We start from the raw sequence: 17790 nt of genomic DNA, 5'->3' as shown, positions 1-17790 counted from the left end.
TGGCCCCCGATTGGCAAGGAGTGCTCCGCGATGCCGTACCAGTCCCACGCCGTGTTCACCGATCGTGACGAGCGGGCCCTGGCGGCCGCCGCCGAGAACCGCGTCTCCGAGCCGCTGCGGATCGGGGCCGCGCTGGCCTCCGTACGACGGCTGCTGGCGGGGCTCCCACCCGTTCGGGGGAAGGGGCGGCGAGAATCGCTGACATGTCAGCAGTCGAACACTCCCGCGAAACCCGCCCCTGCCGGGCCCCTGCCCCAGTGAGCTCCGCATCCGGGGCCGCGCCCGGGGAAGCGGGCCCCCGGCCCCTGATCGCCGGCCTGCTCCTGGCCGCCGGCGGCGGGCGCCGGCTGGGCGGACGCCCCAAGGCCCTGCTCCCCTACCGGGGGCGCCCGCTCGTCGAGAACGCCGTGCGCGTGCTGCGCGAGGCCGGCTGCGGCCCGGTGCACGTGGTGCTCGGGGCCTCGGCCGCCGAGGTGCGCGAGCGCGCCGACCTGGCGGGCTGCGTGGTCGTGGACAACCCGGACTGGGCCGAGGGGATGGGCTCCTCGCTGCGGGTCGGCCTCGCCTCCCTGGCCGGCACGGGGGCCCGCGCGGCCCTGGTGTCGCTGGTGGACCAGCCGGGCATCGGGCCGGCGGCGGTGGCCCGGGTACGGGAGGCCTACCGCTCCCCGTCGAGCCTGGTGGCGGCGGCGTACGACGGGGAGCGGGGGCATCCCGTGCTGTTCGGGGCGGACCGCTGGGCGGACATCGCGGCGACCGCGACCGGGGACCAGGGTGCGCGCGTCCACCTGAAGAACCACGCCGCCGAGGTCATGCTGGTGGAGTGCGGGGACGTCGCGGCCGCCTTCGACATCGACACCCCGCCCGACCTGGCACGTCTGGACTGAGCGGGGCGTGACCGCGGTGGCACCGAGGGCCACCGCCCGGTGGAATCTGTCGACTCAGAGAATCTCGACATCAACAAACCATTGAACTTCCACCATGAGGAAATTACTATCCACTGGTCAGAAGCGCCCTGAACCCCCAGACGGCGCCCGCGACCGTTATCCGGAACTCTCCACACCCGACGGCACTGCGTGCCGTCTCGCGCGAGCATTCCCCGCGGCCGCCAGGCACCGCCGCTGAAGGAGTGACAGATATGTCCGCACCAGCGCCGTCCCCGCTGGCCATCGTCGACGCCGAGCCCCTGCCCCGGCAGGACGAAGTCCTCACCGAAGCGGCCCTCGCCTTCGTGGCCGAGCTCCACCGGCGGTTCGCCCCCCGCCGCGCCGAGCTCCTCGCCCGTCGCGGCGAGCGGCGCGCCGAGATCGCCCGCACCTCCACGCTCGACTTCCTCCCGGACACCGCACAGGTCCGCGAGGGCGACTGGAAGGTCGCGCCGGCCCCGGCCGCGCTGAACGACCGCCGCGTGGAGATCACCGGTCCGACGGACCGCAAGATGACCATCAACGCCCTGAACTCGGGCGCCAAGGTCTGGCTCGCCGACTTCGAGGACGCCTCGGCTCCCACCTGGGAGAACGTCGTCCTCGGCCAGCTCAACCTCATCGACGCCTACGAGCGCCGCATCGACTTCACCGATCCCCGCACGGGCAAGGCCTACGCCCTCAAGTCCGCCGACCAGCTCGCGACCGTGGTCATGCGTCCGCGCGGCTGGCACCTGGAGGAGCGCCACCTCCGCTTCGAGGACGGCCCGGCCTCCGGCTCCCTCGTGGACTTCGGCCTCTACTTCTTCCACAACGCCCAGCGCCTGATCGACCTCGGCAAGGGCCCCTACTTCTACCTCCCGAAGACGGAGTCGCACCTGGAGGCCCGCCTCTGGAACGACATCTTCGTCTTCGCCCAGGACTACGTCGGCATCCCGCAGGGCACCGTCCGCGCGACCGTCCTCATCGAGACCATCACCGCGGCCTACGAGATGGAAGAGATCCTCTTCGAGCTCAAGGACCACGCGGCGGGCCTGAACGCGGGCCGCTGGGACTACCTGTTCTCCATCGTCAAGAACTTCCGCGACGGCGGCGCCAAGTTCGTCCTGCCGGACCGCAACGCGGTGACGATGACGGCCCCCTTCATGCGCGCCTACACCGAACTGCTCGTCCGCACCTGCCACAAGCGCGGCGCGCACGCCATCGGCGGCATGGCGGCCTTCATCCCGTCCCGCAAGGACGCCGAGGCCAACGCGATCGCCTTCGCGAAGGTCAAGGCCGACAAGGACCGCGAGGCGAACGACGGCTTCGACGGCTCCTGGGTCGCCCACCCCGACCTGGTGCCGATCGCCATGGCCTCCTTCGACGCCGTCCTCGGTGACAAGCCCAACCAGAAGGACCGCCTCCGCGAGGACGTCTCGGTGGCTCCCGGCGACCTGATCGCGATCGACTCGCTGGACGCCAAGCCCACCTACGAGGGCCTGCGCAACGCGGTCCAGGTCGGCACCCGCTACATCGAGGCCTGGCTGCGCGGCCTCGGCGCCGTCGGCATCTTCGGCCTCATGGAGGACGCCGCCACCGCCGAGATCTCGCGCTCCCAGATCTGGCAGTGGATCAACGCCGGAGTCGTGTTCGAGAACGGCGAGCTCGCCACCGCCGAACTGACCCGCAAGATCGCCGCCGAGGAGCTCGACGCGATCCGCGCCGAGGTCGGCGACGAGGCCTTCGCGGCCGGGAAGTGGCAGCAGGCCCACGACCTCCTGCTCCAGGTCTCCCTGGACGCCGACTACGCGGACTTCCTGACCCTCCCCGCGTACGACCAGCTGGTCGGCTGACCTCCGGTCACGGCCCGCACCACCCTCTTCGGCTGAATCGCACAGCAGTCGAGCACAGCTCCGCCCCCGTCGCCCGCGAGGCGCCGGGGGCGGAGCCGTTTGCGTACCCGGCCGTACGCACTCGCCAACCCGGACGGCGTCCCCCAGCCCCTGCCGTTCCGCTCCCGCACGGCCCCCGCGCCCGACCGACCGGTCGGACGTTACTGCATCGTAACGTGACTGTACCTAGCGGTAACAAGCGGGCGCGTGCCACCTTTCCGATGCCACCGGCGCCGGCGGTACCCCCACTTTCCAAGCCACGCACCGAAGTTGTCGGCAACTTCGGCGTGGCCGACCGCAGGAGTTCCGCAGTGATCGGATTCCGAAAGGCCGGCGAGGGCCGGGCCGTCCCGCGTCGCGTGCGACGACTGGCCGGCGCCGGGATGGTACTGCCGCTCGCGGCCGCGCTGCTCGCCGGCGGGGCCGGGACGGCCGTGGCCGGGCCCGGGACGGGACCCACCGCCGTGGTGTCCATGGGCGACAGCTACATCTCCGGCGAGGCCGGACGCTGGAAGGGCAACAGCCTGACCAACAGCGGGAGCAGGAACGGCACCGACCGGGCGTGGGTCAGCGGCAGTTCCTACGATCCCGCCAAGGTCTACGGCACCACCGCGGGCGGCTGTCACCGCTCCGACTCGGCCGAGGTGCTGAGCGCCGGCGCCATCGCCGAGACGGCGGTGAACCTGGCCTGCTCCGGGGCGGTGTCGCAGAACGTCTTCCGCGCCTCCAACGGGGGCGTGGCCTACAAGGGCGAGGCGCCGCAGGCCGACCAGCTCGCGGCGGTGGCCGCGAGCCGCAACGTGAAGGTCATCGCGCTGTCCGTCGGCGGGAACGACCTCGGCTTCGCCGACATCATCAAGGACTGCGCGTACGACTTCGTGCTCTGGGGCTCGTACTGCTACGACGACCAGCAGGCCGGGGTCGACCAGAAGATCGACGGCGTCATGGCGAACGTCGGCAAGTCGGTCGACGAGATCCGGGCCGTGATGCGCCAGGCCGGGTACGCGGACTCCTCGTACCGGATCGTGCTCCAGTCCTACCCGTCCCCGATCCCGCGCGGCGCCGAGAACCGCTACACCCAGAGCGACTGGAGCCGGCTCAACACCGGCGGCTGCCCGTTCTGGAACCGGGACTCCGACTGGGCCCGGGACTCCCTCGTGCCGCAGATCGCGAACCGCCTCAAGGGGGTCGCGGCGGCCAAGGGCGTGCAGTTCCTGGACCTGCGGGACATGCTCCAGGGCCGCGAGGTCTGCGCGAAGGCCAGCAAGCAGGTCAGCTCCGCCGTCCCCGCCTCGGCGAAGACGAGCGAATGGGCGCGCTGGATCGACAACAACGAGTCGCAGGGCCTGATCCAGGAGTCCATGCACCCGAACTACTACGGCCAGCTGGCCGTCGGCCGCTGCCTGGCCCTGGCCGTGGCCCAGCCCGCGAACTCGGCCTCCGGCTGCAAGAACACCGCCGGGGGCGACCACACCGGCATGTTCCTGACGGCCGCTCCGTAATTCGCAGGAGGACCGCGGGGCGGGCTGTCATGATCAGGCCATGACAGCCCGTCCCGCGCGTCCCAGCCTCTACATCTCCGTCGACATCGAGGCCGACGGCCCGATCCCCGGCCCCTATTCGATGATCAGCTTCGGCGCGGCCGTCGCCGGCCGCCAGGACGGGGCCGTCTACACGGCCGCCGACCCGGAGCGCCAGACCTTCTACCGGGAGCTGCGCCCCATCAGCGACCGGTACGTGGAGGCCGCCCTCGCCGTCAGCGGCCTGGACCGCGACCGGCTGCTCCGCGAGGGCGCCGACCCGGCCGCCGCGATGGCGGAGTTCCGGGCGTGGGTGCGGAAGGTCTCCGCCGGGGCGCAGCCGGTGATGTGCGGCTACCCGGCCTCCTTCGACTGGACCTTCCTGTACTGGTACCTGATCGAGTTCGGCGACGACAGCCCCTTCGGCCACTCCGGCTGCCTGGACATGAAGACCCTGTACGCCGCCAAGGCCCGGGTCCCGCTGCGCGCCGCCGTGAAGGGCCGGATGCCGCACGAACTGCGCTCGCAGCGCCGCCACACCCACCACGCGCTGGACGACGCGGTCGAGCAGGCGGAGCTGATGAGCAACCTGATGCTCTGGCAGCCGGAGCCCGAGACCCCTTAAGCCACCCGCTCCGGCCCGTCCAGCGCGGCCAGGGCCGTCGTGAAGGCCGCGCGGCAGCGCAGCCAGTCCGGGTCCGGGGAGGGCCCGTGCAGGGCGAGGAGCTTGGGCAGGAGGTCCGCCGAGAAGGCGCGGGCCGCCTCGGCCGGGAGGAGCGACGGCAGGTTGTCGATGGCGATCACGTCCACCGGCGGGCCCCCGCCCGGCAGCCGCCGCGCCGGGACGGTCCAGTCGGTCAGCCGGTCGTAGACCGGGAGCAGGTGCAGATCGGATCCGGTGTCACAGGTGATGTCGGCGATCACCGAGAGCCGCCGCGGGGTGGCCTCCAGGTCCGCCGGGGTCAGGAAGGGCGGCACCGGCCGGGTGGTGAGCACCGCGTTGACCAGGATGTCGTGGCCGAGCAGCGCGGCCCGGTCCAGGCTGCGGGTCGCGGTGCGGCCCCAGCGGGTGACGGTGATCCCGGCGGTGGTGAGGGCGTCGCAGGCGCCGCGCCCGCTGCGGCCCTCCGCGCCGATGACCAGCGCCCGCAGCCCGTCGGGGGGCGCCGCGCCCAGCCGGGCGTCCAGCTCGGGGCGGGGCAGCGGGACCAACGGGGCCGTGAGGGCGCCGCGGGCATGCAGGGCGGCCAGGGCGGCTCCCGCGTACCCCGCCCAATAGCCGAAGGCGGCCAGCCTGCGGCCCTCCGCGTCGGCGAGGTACTCCAGGTCGAGCAGGGTCCCGCCGCCGGCCGCGAACCGGCGCAGCAGCTCGGGCGCCTGGGCCTGGCCCTTGTAGGCGTGCCCGAAGTAGACGTGCCGGTGGTGCAGGAGCTCGGGCGTCGGCGGGAGCTCCTTCAGTCCGAGGACGTACGCGGACCCGGGCGCGTCCCGCGACCAGGAGCCGGCGGGCGCGGTGCCGCAGCCGGCGGCCTCGTACGCATCGAGCGGGAAGACCCGGTGACCGGACTCCTCCACGGTGATCCGTACGCCCTGCCGGACGAGGCGTAAGGCGTCCTCGGGTGTCAGGGGGGCGCGCCGTTCGGTGGGCCGGGTCTCGCTGCGCATCCAGAGCTGGGAGGTTTCGGACATCGCTGTACCACCTGTCCTGTCGGAGGGGGTGGGCTCATGCGATGTCTTTCCGCGTCCTTGACGCGGTACGCCGGGCCGGAGCCGCAACTCCGGGCCCGCTGGCACCTCCGGCCCCAGCCGGTGCCCTGCGGCTCAGAGTTCCGGCAGCAGGTCCCTCAGCGTGCTCCGGGTCCCCTCCTCGTGCGCCGCCCGGAAGGCCTCCGGGGTCATGCGGGCCCGCAGGATCCGTTCGGCGCGGGGAGCGCAGGCGGCGGCCGGGCGGCTGCCGGAGACCGCCCCGAGCAGTTTCGCGGACTCCTCGTAGTGGCCGAGGCCGGCCTCCAGTTCGGCCAGCAGCTCCGCCGAGAGGGCCTGCCCGAGCCGGTCCCCGAGGGCCAGCTGGATCTCCAGGGCGGCCACCAGGCGGGTCCGGGCCAGCGCGGGGCGGTCGTTGCGCCGCTCCACGAGCGCGTGGGCGTAGTCGGACCACGCCCGGGCCCACAGGTCGGCGGGGGCGTCCGGTCCGCCGTCCCCGAGGGGCACGGACGCCGGGTCGGTGTACGCGAGCGCCATCGCCAGGGAGGCCCGCAGCGCCTCCCGGCCCGGCCCGAACTCCGGCTCCGACGGCAGCTGTTCGAGGGCGTCACGGTACTCGTCGGCCGCCTCCCCGGGCCGGTCCTGCCAGAGCGCGGCGGTGCCCCGGGCGTGCGCCAGGCAGGCCAGTGCGGCGTCCTCCCCCTCCAGTACGGCCGCGCGCCACGCCTCCACCAGCAGCGGATCGGCGGCCCCCGCCCGGCCGAAGGCGGCGGCCAGCCAGGCCGCCAGGCACAGCGCCCGGGCCGGCCGGGGCTCCGGGTGCAGGGCGAGGGCCCGCTCCAGGCGCCGGCGCCCCTCCGCCTCCAGCCCGCACGCGGACCAGAGGAACCAGAGCGACACGGCGACCTCCAGCGCCCCCGCCGGGCCCGCCTCGGACAGCGGGTCCATCGCGCGGCGCAGCTCGGGCAGCTCCCGCAGGGCCAGGGCGCGGGCCTGCGGCTGCGCCCCCGACCGCCACAGCCAGGCGGCCCGTTCGGCGATGACCCGGTACCGCTCGTGGTGGCGCCGCTCGGCCAGCGCCGCTTCGGTGCCGGGGGCGTGGGCGAGCCGCCGGGCCTCGTAGGCCCGTACGGACAGGGGCAGCCGGTAGCGGCCCGGTTCGCCGGGTTCCGCGAGCAGCGCGGGGGCGAGCCGGCGCAGGGTCTCCGCGGCGTCCTCGGGGCCGAGTTCGCCGAAGCCGCAGACCTGCGCGACGGCGGCCTCGTCGAAGGAGCCCGCGAAGACGGACAGCCGGGTCCACAGCAGCCGCTCCCCCGGCGAGGACAGCCGGTGCGCGCGCAGGACGTCGGCCCCACCGGCCCGGCCCGCCCCCTCGGCGAGGAAGCCGAGCGGGTCGGCGGTCAGCCGGCGCAGCGCCTCGGCGGGCCGGTAGCGGCCGGCGCGGCCGGCGGCCAGCTCCAGCGCGCCGGGGATCCCGTCGAGGGCGCGGCACAGGGCGGCGACGGCGGCGGCGTTGCGGTCGGTGAGCGCGAAGGAGGGGTCGGCTCCGCGCGCCCGCTCCGCGTAGAGGCGTACGGAGGCGTAGCCGGCGATCTCGGCGGCACCGACTCCCGCGCCGGCCCCGTCCTCGGCGCCTTCGCCGGCGGGATCGGCGCCGGTGCCGCCGGGAAGGTCCCCGGCGGGAAGGTCACCACCGGGGAGCTCGTCGGAGGGAAGGTCATCGGAGGACCGTCGCCGAATGGCCGGATCCGGCGGTTCCGGGGGCAGCGGAAGCGGGCCCACAGCGACTTCCGCCCCGTTCCGGAACGCGAAAGTCCGCTGCGAGGTGGCCAAAATTCGTACCCTGGGCAAGCGGGTCAGCAGCCGGTCCGCCAGGGCCCCGGCGGACTCGCCGAGGTGCTCGCAGCCGTCGAGCACCAGCAGCGCCGCGCAGCCGCCGAGCCGCCGCTCCAGCTCGTCGGCCAGGTCGTCCCGCACGGGTGCGGGCAGGCTCCCGAGATCGGCCCACACCACGTCGACGCCCCCGCGACCCAGGGCGCGGACGGTCCGCAAGGCCAGCCGCGTCTTGCCTATTCCCGCTGGTCCGACCAGGATGACCAGGCGTTCCGTGCCGAGCAGCGCAGCGGTGCGCGCGAGCTCGCGCTCCCGCCCCACGAAGCTCGACAGTTCGGCCGGCACCCCGTGGCGCAGGTTCGAGCCGGGGTTCCCCACACGTCCTCCTCCTGCTCTCCTCAAGACCCACCCAACCGCCTGGTGGCGCACCCGGGGCCACGAGGAGAGATGATCAGCCGAAAGCATGGTTGGTCGGCCGAAGGCCGGGAGAACCGCCAGGGGAAGGTATGAACTCGGCCATTTCCGCCATCGACGACACCGACCGGGCGCTCGTCCACGCACTCCAGCTCGCCCCGCGTGCCAGCTGGGAGCGCTTGGCGCAGGTCATCGGCGCACGTCCCGAGACCCTCGCACGCCGCTGGGAGCGGCTGTCCGCCGCCGGCGACGCCTGGATCAGCGGCCTCGGGCTGCGTACGGGCACTCAGGCGCCCTGCATGGCGTGGGTCGAGGTGACGTGCGCGGCGGGCGCCGCTCCGGCGGTGGGCGCGGCCCTGACCGGCGACGCCCACACCATGGGCGTGGAGCACACCACCGGCGCCCGCGACCTGATGGCCTTCGTCGCCGTGCCGGACCTCCACATGCTGCACCAGTACCTCTCCTTCCGGGTCCAGCGGATACCCGGGGTGGTCGCCACCCGCTCCTCGGTGGTCACGGCCGTGCACGCCTCCCCCGACCGCTGGCGCCTGGACCAGCTGACGCCCGCGCAGGCCGACCTGCTGACCGGCCGCGGCCGCCGCAGGGCGGCCGCCGCCCCGGCGCCGGTCGCCCCGATGCCGGAGGAGGACCGCCCGCTGGTCCTGGCGCTGGCCTCGGACGCGCGGCGCAGCGTGGCCTCGCTGGCCCGGGAGTCGGGGATGAGCGAGTCGACCGTACGGCGCCGGCTGAGCCGCCTGGAGGCGGGGCACAGCCTGCGCTACAGCTGCGCGATGGCCTCGGGGCTGACCGGCTGGCCGGTCTCGGCGACGGTGTGGGCGGAGGTGCCCGAGCACGAGGTGGCCGACTGCGCGGCGGTGGCCACGGGGCTGCGCGAGACCCGGACCTGCATGTCCGTCAGCGGCCGCCGGAACGTGGTGATCGGTGCCCGGCTGCGCACGGTGGAGGAACTGTCGCGGTACACCGCCGACCTGACGCGGAGGATGCCGGGGCTGCGCGTGGCCGACACGGTGGTGGCCCTGCACGTGCGCAAGTCGGAGGCGCAGGAGCTGGACCGGACGGGCCGTCGGGTACGGACGGTGCGGCCGGACATCTGGACGGACACGGCACCGGAGGCCTGGGACGACGCCCTGCCGTACGGGACGGGCCGCCCGCACGGGCCGGCTTAGGCGCACGGGCCGGCGTAGGCGCACGGACGGGCGCGGGGGCCGGAGCGGGGACCGGCCCGGGTCGGCGGGCCGGCCCAGTGGCCCGCGCGACGCCGTGCGGGCCGTGCGCGGGCGGGTGCGGCAGGCACGCCGACGCGCGGCGGCGCGCACGCCACACCCGCAGTGGGTGACGTACGCGCCGCCGCGCGCGGCGCCCGGTCCCGGCCCGGCGGGCCGGAGTCGCGGGCTCAGTGGACGAAGGCCGGTTCCGCAGCGGCCTCCGCGGCCGCGTCGCGCTTCGCGCCGAGGTGGTTGAAGGCCAGGTTGAGCAGGATCGCCACCACGCACCCGGTGCTGATGCCGGAGTCGAGGACGACGAGCAGGTCCTTCGGGAAGGCGTGGTAGAACTCCGGCGCGGCGATCGGGATCAGGCCGATGCCCACCGAGGCGGCGACGATCAGGGCGTTCTCGCCCTTCTCCATGGCCGCGCCCGCCAGGGTCTGGATGCCGCTGGCCGCGACCGAGCCGAAGAGGACCACGCCCGCGCCGCCGAGGACGGGCAGCGGGACGACCCCGATCACGGAGGCGGCCATCGGACACAGCCCGAGCAGGATCAGGATGCCGCCGCCCGCCGCCACGACGAAGCGGCTGCGCACCTTGGTCATCGCGACGAGGCCGATGTTCTGGGCGAAGGCGCTGCACATGAAGCCGTTGAACAGCGGGCTGAGCGCGCTGCCGAGGGTGTCGGCGCGCAGACCGCCCTCGATGGTCTTCGCGTCCGCCGGCCGGCCGACGATCTTGCCGAGGGCCAGGATGTCGGCGGTGGACTCGGTCATGCAGACCAGCATCACGATGCACATCGAGACGATGGCGGCGACCTGGAACTGCGGGGCGCCGAAGTGGAAGGGGGTCGGGAAGCCCACGACGGAGGCGTTCTTGACGGCGTCGAAGCTGGTCATGCCCAGCGGGAGGGCGATCAGCGTGCCGGCGACCAGGCCCAGCAGGATGGAGATCTGCTGGAGGAAGCCGCGCAGGAACTTCCGCATCACCAGGACGATCGCCAGGGTGAGGGCCGCCATGCCGATGTTCTTCATCGAGCCGTAGTCGGCGGCGGCGCGGTTGCCGCCCTGCGACCAGTTGAAGGCCACCGGGAGCAGTGACACGCCGATCAGGGTGATCACGGTGCCGGTGACGACGGGCGGGAAGAAGCGGACGAGCTTGCCGAAGTAGGGGGCGGCTATGAAGCCGACCAGTCCGGCGACGATGATCGCGCCGAAGATGATCGGGATGGCGTTGTCCCCCTCCCCCTTGCCGATGGCGATCATCGGGGTCACGCCGGCGAAGGAGACGCCGTTGACGAAGGGGAGTTTGGCGCCGATCTTCCAGAACCCGAGGGTCTGGAGGAGGGTGGCGAGCCCTGCGGTGAAGAGCGAGGCGCCCATCAGGAAGGCGGTCTCGGTGGCGGAGAGGCCCACCGCCGGACCGACGATCATGGGCGGGGCGACGACACCCGCGTACATGGCGGCCACGTGCTGGAGGCCGCTCGTGAACATCTTCAGCGGAGGCAAGGTCTCGTCGACCGGGTGCTTCTCCTCCGGTACTGCGACTGCATCTTTGCGAAACCTGGGCGTTGCGGCCACGGCTTCCTCCGGTCGGTTAAACACGTCGGCAGGGACGTGGGTGTCATGGAGGTGGTGCGAAAGCGTGCTGGTCCAGCCTGTATGGAGTTGTGGGTGCTGCTACTTCTTGTCCCAAGGGGTGCAGAATCGATTCGCCCAAAATCGGCTCCGCGCGGTGGCGCCAGGCCCGTCCGGGGCCGCTGGTGCCGTGGCAGTGGCACGGGGTGCAGGTGTGTCGCTGCGCTGCGGGTGTCACGAGTCACCGCCACGGGGCGGTCCTCGCGGGATCACCGCTCCCGGAGGGAACGGTGACCGCTCCCGGGGGCGCCCTCGGATCTCTCCTCGGGCGCTTCCCGGGAACGGCTGCCGCGGACCCCGCTCGGGTCCGCGGCCGCCGGCCGGGGGCCGTCCCCCCCGACCGGACTCCTGGGGTTCCCCCCAGCGGTCGCTGGGGAGATCAGCCCTGCGCGGAGATCCGCGCCAGGCGCTGGGCCTCCTCGCGGGTGGACACCGCGATGGCGTCCTCGTCCGCGAAGAGCAGCCGGTTGTTCTCGACGATCTGCTTGCCGTTGACGAACGAGGCGGTGACCGGGGCGGCCGCACCGAAGACGAGCGCGGTGACCGGGTCGGCGATCGAGGAGTGCAGGAAGGTGTTCAGGTTCCACAGGACCAGGTCGGCGTTCTTGCCGACCTCCAGCGAACCGATGTTGTCGGCGCGGCCGAGGACCTGCGCGCCGCCGTAGGTGCCGAGGCGCAGCGACTGGCGGGCGTTGAGCGCCGCCTCGCGGTGCACCGGGTTCAGACGGTTGATCAGCAGCGCGTTGCGCAGCTCGGTGTGCAGCTCACCGGACTCGTTGGAGGCGGTGCCGTCCACGCCGAGGCCGACCGGCACGCCGGCGGCCAGCATGTCCGGGACGCGGGCGATGCCGGCGGCCAGACGGGCGTTGGAGGACGGGCAGTGCGCGACACCGGTCTTGGTGCGGGCGAACGCGGCGATGTCGGAGTCGTTCATGTGGACGCTGTGCGCCATCCACACGTCCTCGCCGAGCCAGCCGGTCGACTCGAAGTAGTCGGTCGGGCCCATGCCGAAGAGCTCGTGGCAGAACTTCTCCTCCTCGACCGTCTCCGAGCCGTGCGTGTGCATCCGCACACCCAGGCGGCGGGCCAGCTCGGCACCCTGCTTCAGCAGCTCGGTGGAGACCGAGAAGGGGGAGCACGGGGCGACCGCGACCTGCGTCATCGAGTCGGCGGAGGCGTCGTGGAACTTCTTGATGGTCGCCTCGGTGTCCGCGAGGGCACCTTCGAGGGTCTCGACGGCGTGGTCCGGCGGCAGGCCGCCGTCCTTCTCGCTGCGGTCCATGGAGCCGCGGGCGAGGGTGAAGCGGACGCCCATCTCGGACGCGGCGCGGATGATCGCGCCGGAGAGGTCGCCGGAGTTCTTGGGGTAGACGTAGTGGTGGTCCATCGCGGTGGTGACACCGCCGCGGGCCATCGCGGCCAGCGAACCCTGGGCCGCCGTGTACGCCATCTGCTCGTCGATGCGCGCCCAGGTCGGGTACAGCGCGACGAGCCAGTTGAAGAGGTTGTGGTCGGTGGCCAGACCGCGCGTGATCCACTGGTAGAAGTGGTGGTGCGTGTTGACCAGACCGGGGGTCACGAGGTGCCCGGTGCCGTCGATCCGGCGGACGACGTTGTCGAGGTTCTCGGGGGCTTTGCCCGCACCGATGGACTCGATCTTGTTGCCGGCGATGACGATGTGACCCGAGGCGTACTCGGTGTCGTTCGCGTCGACGGTCGCGATCGCACAGTTCTCGATGACGATGCGCTCTACGGCGCTGTCATGGGCTGCCGATGCTGCCATGGGACTTCCTCGTGCTTTCAGTGGCGGTGCGGGCACGGCAAAACCCAGGGGATTTGAGTGCCGGAGCGGGGGGTCTGACAGCTGACAGTACTGCCGCCCCGTATGCCGGTCCGGGTGCCGATTCAGGAAGTTGTGGGGGTGTCGCGCCCCGGGGCCACTGCGGAGCCCCGGGACGCGCGCGCCGTGCTCAGAGGTTGGTCATGTCCACGGGGATACGGGCGTCAGCGCCGTCGCGGAGGACCGTCGCCTCGATCAGACCGTACGGGCGGTCCGCGGCGAAGTAGACCTCGTTGTCGTTCTTGAGGCCGAACGGCTCGAGGTCCACGAGGAAGTGGTGCTTGTTCGGGAGCGAGAAGCGGACCTCGTCGATCTCCGAACGGTGGTTGATGATGCGCGAACCCATCTGGTACAGGGTCTGCTGCAGCGACAGGGAGTAGGTCTCCGCGAAGGCCTGGAGCATGTGCTTCTTGGTCTCGGCGTAGGACTTCTCCCAGTTGGGCATCCGCTGCTCGTCGTCCGACCAGTTGAAGCGCCAGCGGCCCGACACCTGGGTGGCCAGGATGCGGTCGTACGCCTCCTGCAGGGTCGTGTACTTGTCCTTCACGTAACCCCAGAACTCGGAGTTCGTGGAGTTCATGACGATCAGGTCCTTGAGGCCGGAGATGACCTCCCAGTTCTGGCCGTCGTACGTGATCTGGGTGACGCGGGTCTCCATGCCCTTGCGGACGAAGGAGTGGTTGACCTCGTCGGCGCCGATGAACTTGGAGTTGGCGTCCGAGGTGGCGATCCGGTCCCAGCCGTACTCTTCGATCCGGATGCGCGCGCGCTGGATCGGCTCCTGGCTGTTGACGAACCAGCGCGCCAGGTGGATGCCGAACTGCTCGGCGGACTCGATGCCGTACTCCTTGGCGAACGCGTACACCGTGTTCTTGGTGGTGTCCGTCGGGAGGACGTTGGCGTTCGAGCCGGAGTAGTGGACGTCGTCCATGTCGCCGGAGAGGGCGACCGAGACGTTCAGGTCCTTGATGTGGTGGGTGTCGCCGTCCCGCGTGATCTTGACGACGCGGTTCTCTGCCTTGCCGTACTGGTTCTGGCCCAGAATCGTGGCCATGCTAGCTCCCTCGGTAAACGGAGTAGCCGAACGGGTTGAGCAGCAGCGGTACGTGGTAGTGCTCGCCCGGGTTCACCGCGAAGGTGATGGTTACCTCGGGGAAGAACGCACCGCTGTCCCTTACGCGGGGGGCGTCCTGCTGCGCCTCGGCTTGCTTCTTTGCGAAGTACGTCTCGGTCTCGAAGTCGAGACGCACGTGTGTGGTGCCCTCCGGCAGGGCCGGCAGGTCCTTGCAGCGCCCGTCGGCGTCGGTGGCGCTGCCGCCCAGGGCCGCCCACTCGCCGTCGAGGCCCGCACGGGCCGACAGGGAGATGGCGACGCCCTCGGCGGGACGGCCGATGCTGGTGTCCAGGATGTGGGTGGACACCGACGCGGTGGTCTCGGTGCTCATGGTCACTCTCCTTCTGCGAGTTCGGCGAGGCGGGTCAGGCGGATCCGGTTGATCTTCACCAGCTCGCCGCGGGCGATCTCTCGCTCCTGCTCCGGCGAGTGGTCGATCCTGACCTTGACCGCGTCCCGCATGAACTCACCGGTCGCACCGGTGGCGCAGATGAGGAAGACGTGGCCGAACTTCTCCTGGTACGCCAGGTTCAGCTCCAGGAGCTCGTTCTTGAGCTCCTCCGAGGCACCGGCCATGCCACGCTGCTCGCGGGCGGAGGTCGGGTCTCCCGGCTTCGGCCGGCCGATCGGCGCGTGGCCTCCCATCGCCTCGCCCAGGTCGTCCGCGGTGAGCTCCGCCATGGCGGACTCGTTGGCGGCGAACAGGGCGTCGGCGGTGGCGAAGGGGCGCTGGGCGAGCATCTTGCTCCCCCACGCCGAACTGGCGCACACCTCGTGCAGCTCGGCCGTGGCCGCGCTGTCGTCCAAGGCGTTGAACCGGGTGAGACCCGGGGTCGGACTCGAAGTCACGGTAGGCCTCCGTGGCCTGTTGTTGCTTTGACGGGCTGCGCATAGCTAACGCCCTCGACAACACGGCGTCAACACTTTGTTGAAACTTCCCGTACACAAAAGCCGCCGCCCGGGTGAATTGGGCAGCGGCTCGTGACCTTGGGTGAGGCGACCCTCACTCCCGGCTGTTCTGCTTCGCCGTCTTGTTGGGGTTTTCCCGGTTCAAATAGTTGTAGACCGTAAAACGGCTTACCCCCAGGGCGCCCGCGACCGTTTCCACGCCGTGCCGTACCGAGAAGGCGCCCCGCGCCTCCAGTATGCGCACCACGTCCTGCTTGGCCTTGCGGTCCAGCTGGGCCAACGGTACGCCGTGCCGCCGTTCCAGCGCCGCAAGGATGTGGTCCAGCGAGTCGGAGAGCTGGGGCAGGCGCACCGCCAGCAGCTCCTGGCCCTCCCACGCGAGCACCACGTCGTCGGGCTCCGCCTGGGCGGGGTCCATCATCTCGCCGCCCATCGCGTCCACCAGCGGCTTGACCGCGGCGACGAAGGGGTGGTCGCGGGGCTCGGTCATGCGCCGTCCTCCCCGATCACGTTGACCTGGAGGGAGACGCGGGTCGCGCCGGCCTCCAGGGAGTCGCGCAGCAGCGCGGCCACGGCGCTCAGCACCCGGTCGGACTCGCCCTCCGCCGTGTTTCCGAACGGGCCGACGTCGACCGCGTCCAGCTGGGCCTTCTGGATGACCTCGCGGGCGGCCACGGCGTGGGCGGGAGCCTCTTCGAGGTCGAAGGGCTCGGTCGTGAACTCAACTCTCAATCGCACGTCGTCAAGCTACCCGGCGGTCGTGAGATTTCGGCAGTCCGCACTTGACAAGTACGACGCCCGGCTTGCAACCTTCCATCAGGCAGAAAGTAACTTCCGCAATACGGAAGGAGCGCACACCCCTCATGGGATACACCGACCAGCGCTTCGATGTGAACCTTTCGATCCTCTTCACGGAACTCCCGCTCCTGGAGCGCCCCGCGGCCGCCGCCGCGGCGGGCTTCACCGCGGTCGAGCTGTGGTGGCCCTGGATCGAGACCCCCACCCCCGCTCAGGAGGAGCTCGACGCCCTCAAGAAGGCTCTTGAGGACGCCGGCACCCAGCTGGTGGGCCTGAACTTCTACGCCGGCCAGCTGCCGGGCCCGGACCGCGGCGCGGTATCCGTACCCGGTGAGGAGTCGGACCGCTTCAACGCCAACATCAACGTGGCGGCGGACTTCGCCGCCTCCGTCGGCTGCAAGGCGCTCAACGCCCTGTACGGCAACCGCGTCGAAGGCGTGGACCCGGCCGTCCAGGACGAGCTGGCCCTGAAGAACCTGGTCGTCGCGGCGCAGGCCGCGGACCGCGTGGGTGCGATCCTCCTGATCGAGACCCTCAACAAGCCCGAGTCGCCGCTCTACCCCCTGGTGAGCGCCCCGGCGGGCATCGAGGTGGTGGACAAGGTGAACGAGGCCACCGGCCTCGGGAACGCCAAGTTCCTCCTCGACCTGTACCACCTGGCGATGAACGATGAGGACCTCTCCGAGGTCATCGAAAAGTACGCCGCCAAGACCGGCCACGTCCAGATCGCGGACAAGCCGGGACGCGGTGCCCCCGGCACCGGTGAGCTGCCCCTCGAGGACCTCCTCGACCAGCTCAAGAAGGCCGGCTACCAGGGCTTTGTCGGCCTGGAGTACAAGGCCGCCGACGCCGCCGCGTCCTTCGCATGGCTGCCGGCCGAGGCCCGCGCCGCCAAGTAAGAGGACGAAGTCAGGGTGAAAGCCCAGACGGCCCTCGCACTTTTCGTACGTACCAATAGAAGGACCTCATCATGAGCAACCTCCCCAAGATCGCGTGGATCGGTCTCGGCATCATGGGCTCCCCCATGGCCGAGAACCTGCTGAAGGCCGGCTACTCGGTCACCGGCTTCACGCTGGAGCAGGACAAGCTGGACCGCCTGGCCGCCGCCGGCGGCAGCGCGGCCGGCTCCATCGCCGAGGCCGTCGCCGACGCCGACGTCATCATCACGATGGTGCCCGCCTCCCCGCAGGTCGAGGCCATCAACTACGGCCCCGCCGGCATCCTGGAGAACGCCAAGTCCGGCGCGCTGATCATCGACATGTCGTCGATCACCCCGCAGACCTCCGTCGACCTGGCGAAGAACGCCGCCGAGAAGGGCATCCGCGTCATCGACGCCCCGGTGTCCGGCGGCGAGGCCGGCGCCATCGAGGCCGTCCTGTCGATCATGGTGGGTGGCGAGCAGGCCGACTTCGACGCCGCGCTCCCGATCCTCGAGGCCCTCGGCAAGGTCATCGTCCTGTGCGGTCCGCACGGCTCCGGCCAGACCGTGAAGGCCGCCAACCAGCTCATCGTCGCGGTGAACATCCAGGCGTGCGCCGAGGCCGTCGTCTTCCTCGAGAAGTCCGGCGTGAACCTCCAGGCCGCCCTCGACGTCCTCAACGGCGGTCTGGCCGGCTCCACGGTCCTGACCCGCAAGAAGGACAACTTCCTGAACCGCGACTTCAAGCCCGGTTTCCGGATCGACCTGCACCACAAGGACATGGGCATCGTCACCGACGCCGCCCGCAACGTCGGTGCGGCCCTGCCGGTCGGCGCCGTCGTCGCCCAGCTGGTCGCCTCGCTGCGCGCCCAGGGCGACGGTGGCCTGGACCACTCCGCGCTGCTGCGCGCGGTCGAGCGCCTCTCCGGCGCCCAGGTCTGATCCCCCCGGCGGCCCGCTGCCCCGGGCCGCCCTCCCCCCGCCCTGACGGGGGCCTGAGTTTCCGGATGGTGCCGGTGCTGACACCTGTCCTGTCGCGCCCAAGCGCCGGCACCGTCCGGATCACCTCTCCTCACTCT

17 protein-coding genes are annotated in these 17790 nt (G+C 71.8%); 8 read left to right on the top strand and 9 right to left on the bottom strand.

Going from position 1 to position 17790, the window contains the following annotated elements:
• Nucleotides 1–30: 30 nt before the first annotated feature.
• The 5 genes from ACIPW5_RS23105 to ACIPW5_RS23085 all read left to right on the top strand — a co-directional run bounded on the left by ACIPW5_RS23105 (nucleotide 31) and on the right by ACIPW5_RS23085 (nucleotide 4942).
• Nucleotides 31–261, top strand: coding sequence for a hypothetical protein (locus tag ACIPW5_RS23105; protein ID WP_401247924.1), 231 nt, complete (start codon nucleotides 31–33; stop codon nucleotides 259–261).
• Complete coding sequence (locus tag ACIPW5_RS23100; RefSeq protein WP_401247921.1) at nucleotides 258–887, top strand: NTP transferase domain-containing protein; 630 nt, start codon at nucleotides 258–260, stop codon at nucleotides 885–887. Before ACIPW5_RS23105 ends, ACIPW5_RS23100 begins: the two co-directional genes overlap by 4 nt.
• A gap of 251 nt (nucleotides 888–1138) precedes the next feature.
• Nucleotides 1139–2758, top strand: coding sequence for a malate synthase A (gene aceB / locus ACIPW5_RS23095; protein WP_401247919.1), 1620 nt, complete (start codon nucleotides 1139–1141; stop codon nucleotides 2756–2758).
• A gap of 350 nt (nucleotides 2759–3108) precedes the next feature.
• A complete protein-coding gene (locus ACIPW5_RS23090; RefSeq protein WP_401247916.1) occupies nucleotides 3109–4299 on the top strand; it encodes a GDSL-type esterase/lipase family protein in 1191 nt (396 codons plus the stop codon).
• A 40-nt stretch (nucleotides 4300–4339) separates the two neighbouring features.
• A complete protein-coding gene (locus ACIPW5_RS23085) occupies nucleotides 4340–4942 on the top strand; it encodes a 3'-5' exoribonuclease domain-containing protein (protein WP_401247913.1) in 603 nt (200 codons plus the stop codon).
• Here the strand turns inward: ACIPW5_RS23085 and ACIPW5_RS23080 are convergent.
• Both ACIPW5_RS23080 and ACIPW5_RS23075 read right to left on the bottom strand, forming a co-directional pair.
• The gene (locus ACIPW5_RS23080) at nucleotides 4939–6006 is read right to left on the bottom strand and encodes a saccharopine dehydrogenase (protein WP_401247911.1); all 1068 of its coding nucleotides are present in this window, start codon (nucleotides 6004–6006) and stop codon (nucleotides 4939–4941) included. The genes ACIPW5_RS23085 and ACIPW5_RS23080 overlap by 4 nt on opposite strands.
• A 132-nt stretch (nucleotides 6007–6138) precedes the next feature.
• Nucleotides 6139–8232 carry an ATP-binding protein gene (locus tag ACIPW5_RS23075; protein WP_401247908.1) on the bottom strand — a complete coding sequence of 698 codons (2094 nt, stop codon included), beginning with the start codon at nucleotides 8230–8232 and terminating at the stop codon, nucleotides 6139–6141.
• A 128-nt stretch (nucleotides 8233–8360) separates the two neighbouring features.
• Here ACIPW5_RS23075 and ACIPW5_RS23070 point away from each other — a divergent pair, with 128 nt between their 5' ends.
• Complete coding sequence (locus tag ACIPW5_RS23070; RefSeq protein ID WP_401247906.1) at nucleotides 8361–9455, top strand: Lrp/AsnC family transcriptional regulator; 1095 nt, start codon at nucleotides 8361–8363, stop codon at nucleotides 9453–9455.
• A gap of 227 nt (nucleotides 9456–9682) precedes the next feature.
• Here ACIPW5_RS23070 and ACIPW5_RS23065 read toward each other — a convergent pair whose 3' ends face one another.
• The 7 genes from ACIPW5_RS23065 to ACIPW5_RS23035 all read right to left on the bottom strand — a co-directional run bounded on the left by ACIPW5_RS23065 (nucleotide 9683) and on the right by ACIPW5_RS23035 (nucleotide 15732).
• A complete protein-coding gene (locus ACIPW5_RS23065) occupies nucleotides 9683–11074 on the bottom strand; it encodes a nucleobase:cation symporter-2 family protein (protein ID WP_401247903.1) in 1392 nt (463 codons plus the stop codon).
• A 436-nt stretch (nucleotides 11075–11510) separates the two neighbouring features.
• Nucleotides 11511–12914 carry an 8-oxoguanine deaminase gene (locus ACIPW5_RS23060; protein ID WP_401247900.1) on the bottom strand — a complete coding sequence of 468 codons (1404 nt, stop codon included), beginning with the start codon at nucleotides 12912–12914 and terminating at the stop codon, nucleotides 11511–11513.
• Between the two features lie 187 nt (nucleotides 12915–13101).
• Nucleotides 13102–14025, bottom strand: coding sequence for a factor-independent urate hydroxylase (pucL, locus tag ACIPW5_RS23055; protein WP_401247897.1), 924 nt, complete (start codon nucleotides 14023–14025; stop codon nucleotides 13102–13104).
• Between the two features lies 1 nt (nucleotide 14026).
• On the bottom strand, nucleotides 14027–14416 hold the full coding sequence (uraH, locus tag ACIPW5_RS23050; RefSeq protein ID WP_385533518.1) for a hydroxyisourate hydrolase: 390 nt from the start codon (nucleotides 14414–14416) through the stop codon (nucleotides 14027–14029).
• A 2-nt stretch (nucleotides 14417–14418) separates the two neighbouring features.
• The gene (gene uraD, locus ACIPW5_RS23045; RefSeq protein WP_401247894.1) at nucleotides 14419–14934 is read right to left on the bottom strand and encodes a 2-oxo-4-hydroxy-4-carboxy-5-ureidoimidazoline decarboxylase; all 516 of its coding nucleotides are present in this window, start codon (nucleotides 14932–14934) and stop codon (nucleotides 14419–14421) included.
• 154 nt (nucleotides 14935–15088) lie between these two features.
• Entirely contained in the window at nucleotides 15089–15484 is a 396-nt protein-coding gene (locus ACIPW5_RS23040) for a helix-turn-helix domain-containing protein (protein WP_401247891.1), read from the bottom strand.
• On the bottom strand, nucleotides 15481–15732 hold the full coding sequence (locus tag ACIPW5_RS23035) for a thiamine-binding protein (protein ID WP_401247888.1): 252 nt from the start codon (nucleotides 15730–15732) through the stop codon (nucleotides 15481–15483). The genes ACIPW5_RS23040 and ACIPW5_RS23035 overlap by 4 nt, the downstream gene beginning before the upstream one ends.
• Nucleotides 15733–15857: 125 nt before the next feature.
• Here ACIPW5_RS23035 and ACIPW5_RS23030 point away from each other — a divergent pair, with 125 nt between their 5' ends.
• Both ACIPW5_RS23030 and ACIPW5_RS23025 read left to right on the top strand, forming a co-directional pair.
• The gene (locus ACIPW5_RS23030) at nucleotides 15858–16691 is read left to right on the top strand and encodes a TIM barrel protein (protein WP_401247885.1); all 834 of its coding nucleotides are present in this window, start codon (nucleotides 15858–15860) and stop codon (nucleotides 16689–16691) included.
• A gap of 71 nt (nucleotides 16692–16762) precedes the next feature.
• A complete protein-coding gene (locus ACIPW5_RS23025) occupies nucleotides 16763–17653 on the top strand; it encodes a 2-hydroxy-3-oxopropionate reductase (RefSeq protein WP_401247883.1) in 891 nt (296 codons plus the stop codon).
• Nucleotides 17654–17790: the final 137 nt, after the last annotated feature.

It is taken from the genome of Streptomyces sp. NPDC090077 (genome assembly GCF_044747545.1).
GTDB lineage: Bacteria > Actinomycetota > Actinomycetes > Streptomycetales > Streptomycetaceae > Streptomyces.
This window is presented reverse-complemented; position numbering and strand designations above follow the sequence as displayed.

Coding starts and splice junctions, on each gene's coding strand:
- ACIPW5_RS23105 (WP_401247924.1), top strand. CDS start 31: ATGCCGTACCAGTCCCACGCCGTGTTCACCGATCGTGACGAGCGGGCC.
- ACIPW5_RS23030 (WP_401247885.1), top strand. CDS start 15,858: ATGGGATACACCGACCAGCGCTTCGATGTGAACCTTTCGATCCTCTTC.
- ACIPW5_RS23025 (WP_401247883.1), top strand. CDS start 16,763: ATGAGCAACCTCCCCAAGATCGCGTGGATCGGTCTCGGCATCATGGGC.
- uraH (WP_385533518.1), bottom strand. CDS start 14,416: ATGAGCACCGAGACCACCGCGTCGGTGTCCACCCACATCCTGGACACC.
- ACIPW5_RS23060 (WP_401247900.1), bottom strand. CDS start 12,914: ATGGCAGCATCGGCAGCCCATGACAGCGCCGTAGAGCGCATCGTCATC.
- aceB (WP_401247919.1), top strand. CDS start 1,139: ATGTCCGCACCAGCGCCGTCCCCGCTGGCCATCGTCGACGCCGAGCCC.
- ACIPW5_RS23080 (WP_401247911.1), bottom strand. CDS start 6,006: ATGTCCGAAACCTCCCAGCTCTGGATGCGCAGCGAGACCCGGCCCACC.
- ACIPW5_RS23085 (WP_401247913.1), top strand. CDS start 4,340: ATGACAGCCCGTCCCGCGCGTCCCAGCCTCTACATCTCCGTCGACATC.
- ACIPW5_RS23040 (WP_401247891.1), bottom strand. CDS start 15,484: ATGACCGAGCCCCGCGACCACCCCTTCGTCGCCGCGGTCAAGCCGCTG.
- pucL (WP_401247897.1), bottom strand. CDS start 14,025: ATGGCCACGATTCTGGGCCAGAACCAGTACGGCAAGGCAGAGAACCGC.
- ACIPW5_RS23070 (WP_401247906.1), top strand. CDS start 8,361: ATGAACTCGGCCATTTCCGCCATCGACGACACCGACCGGGCGCTCGTC.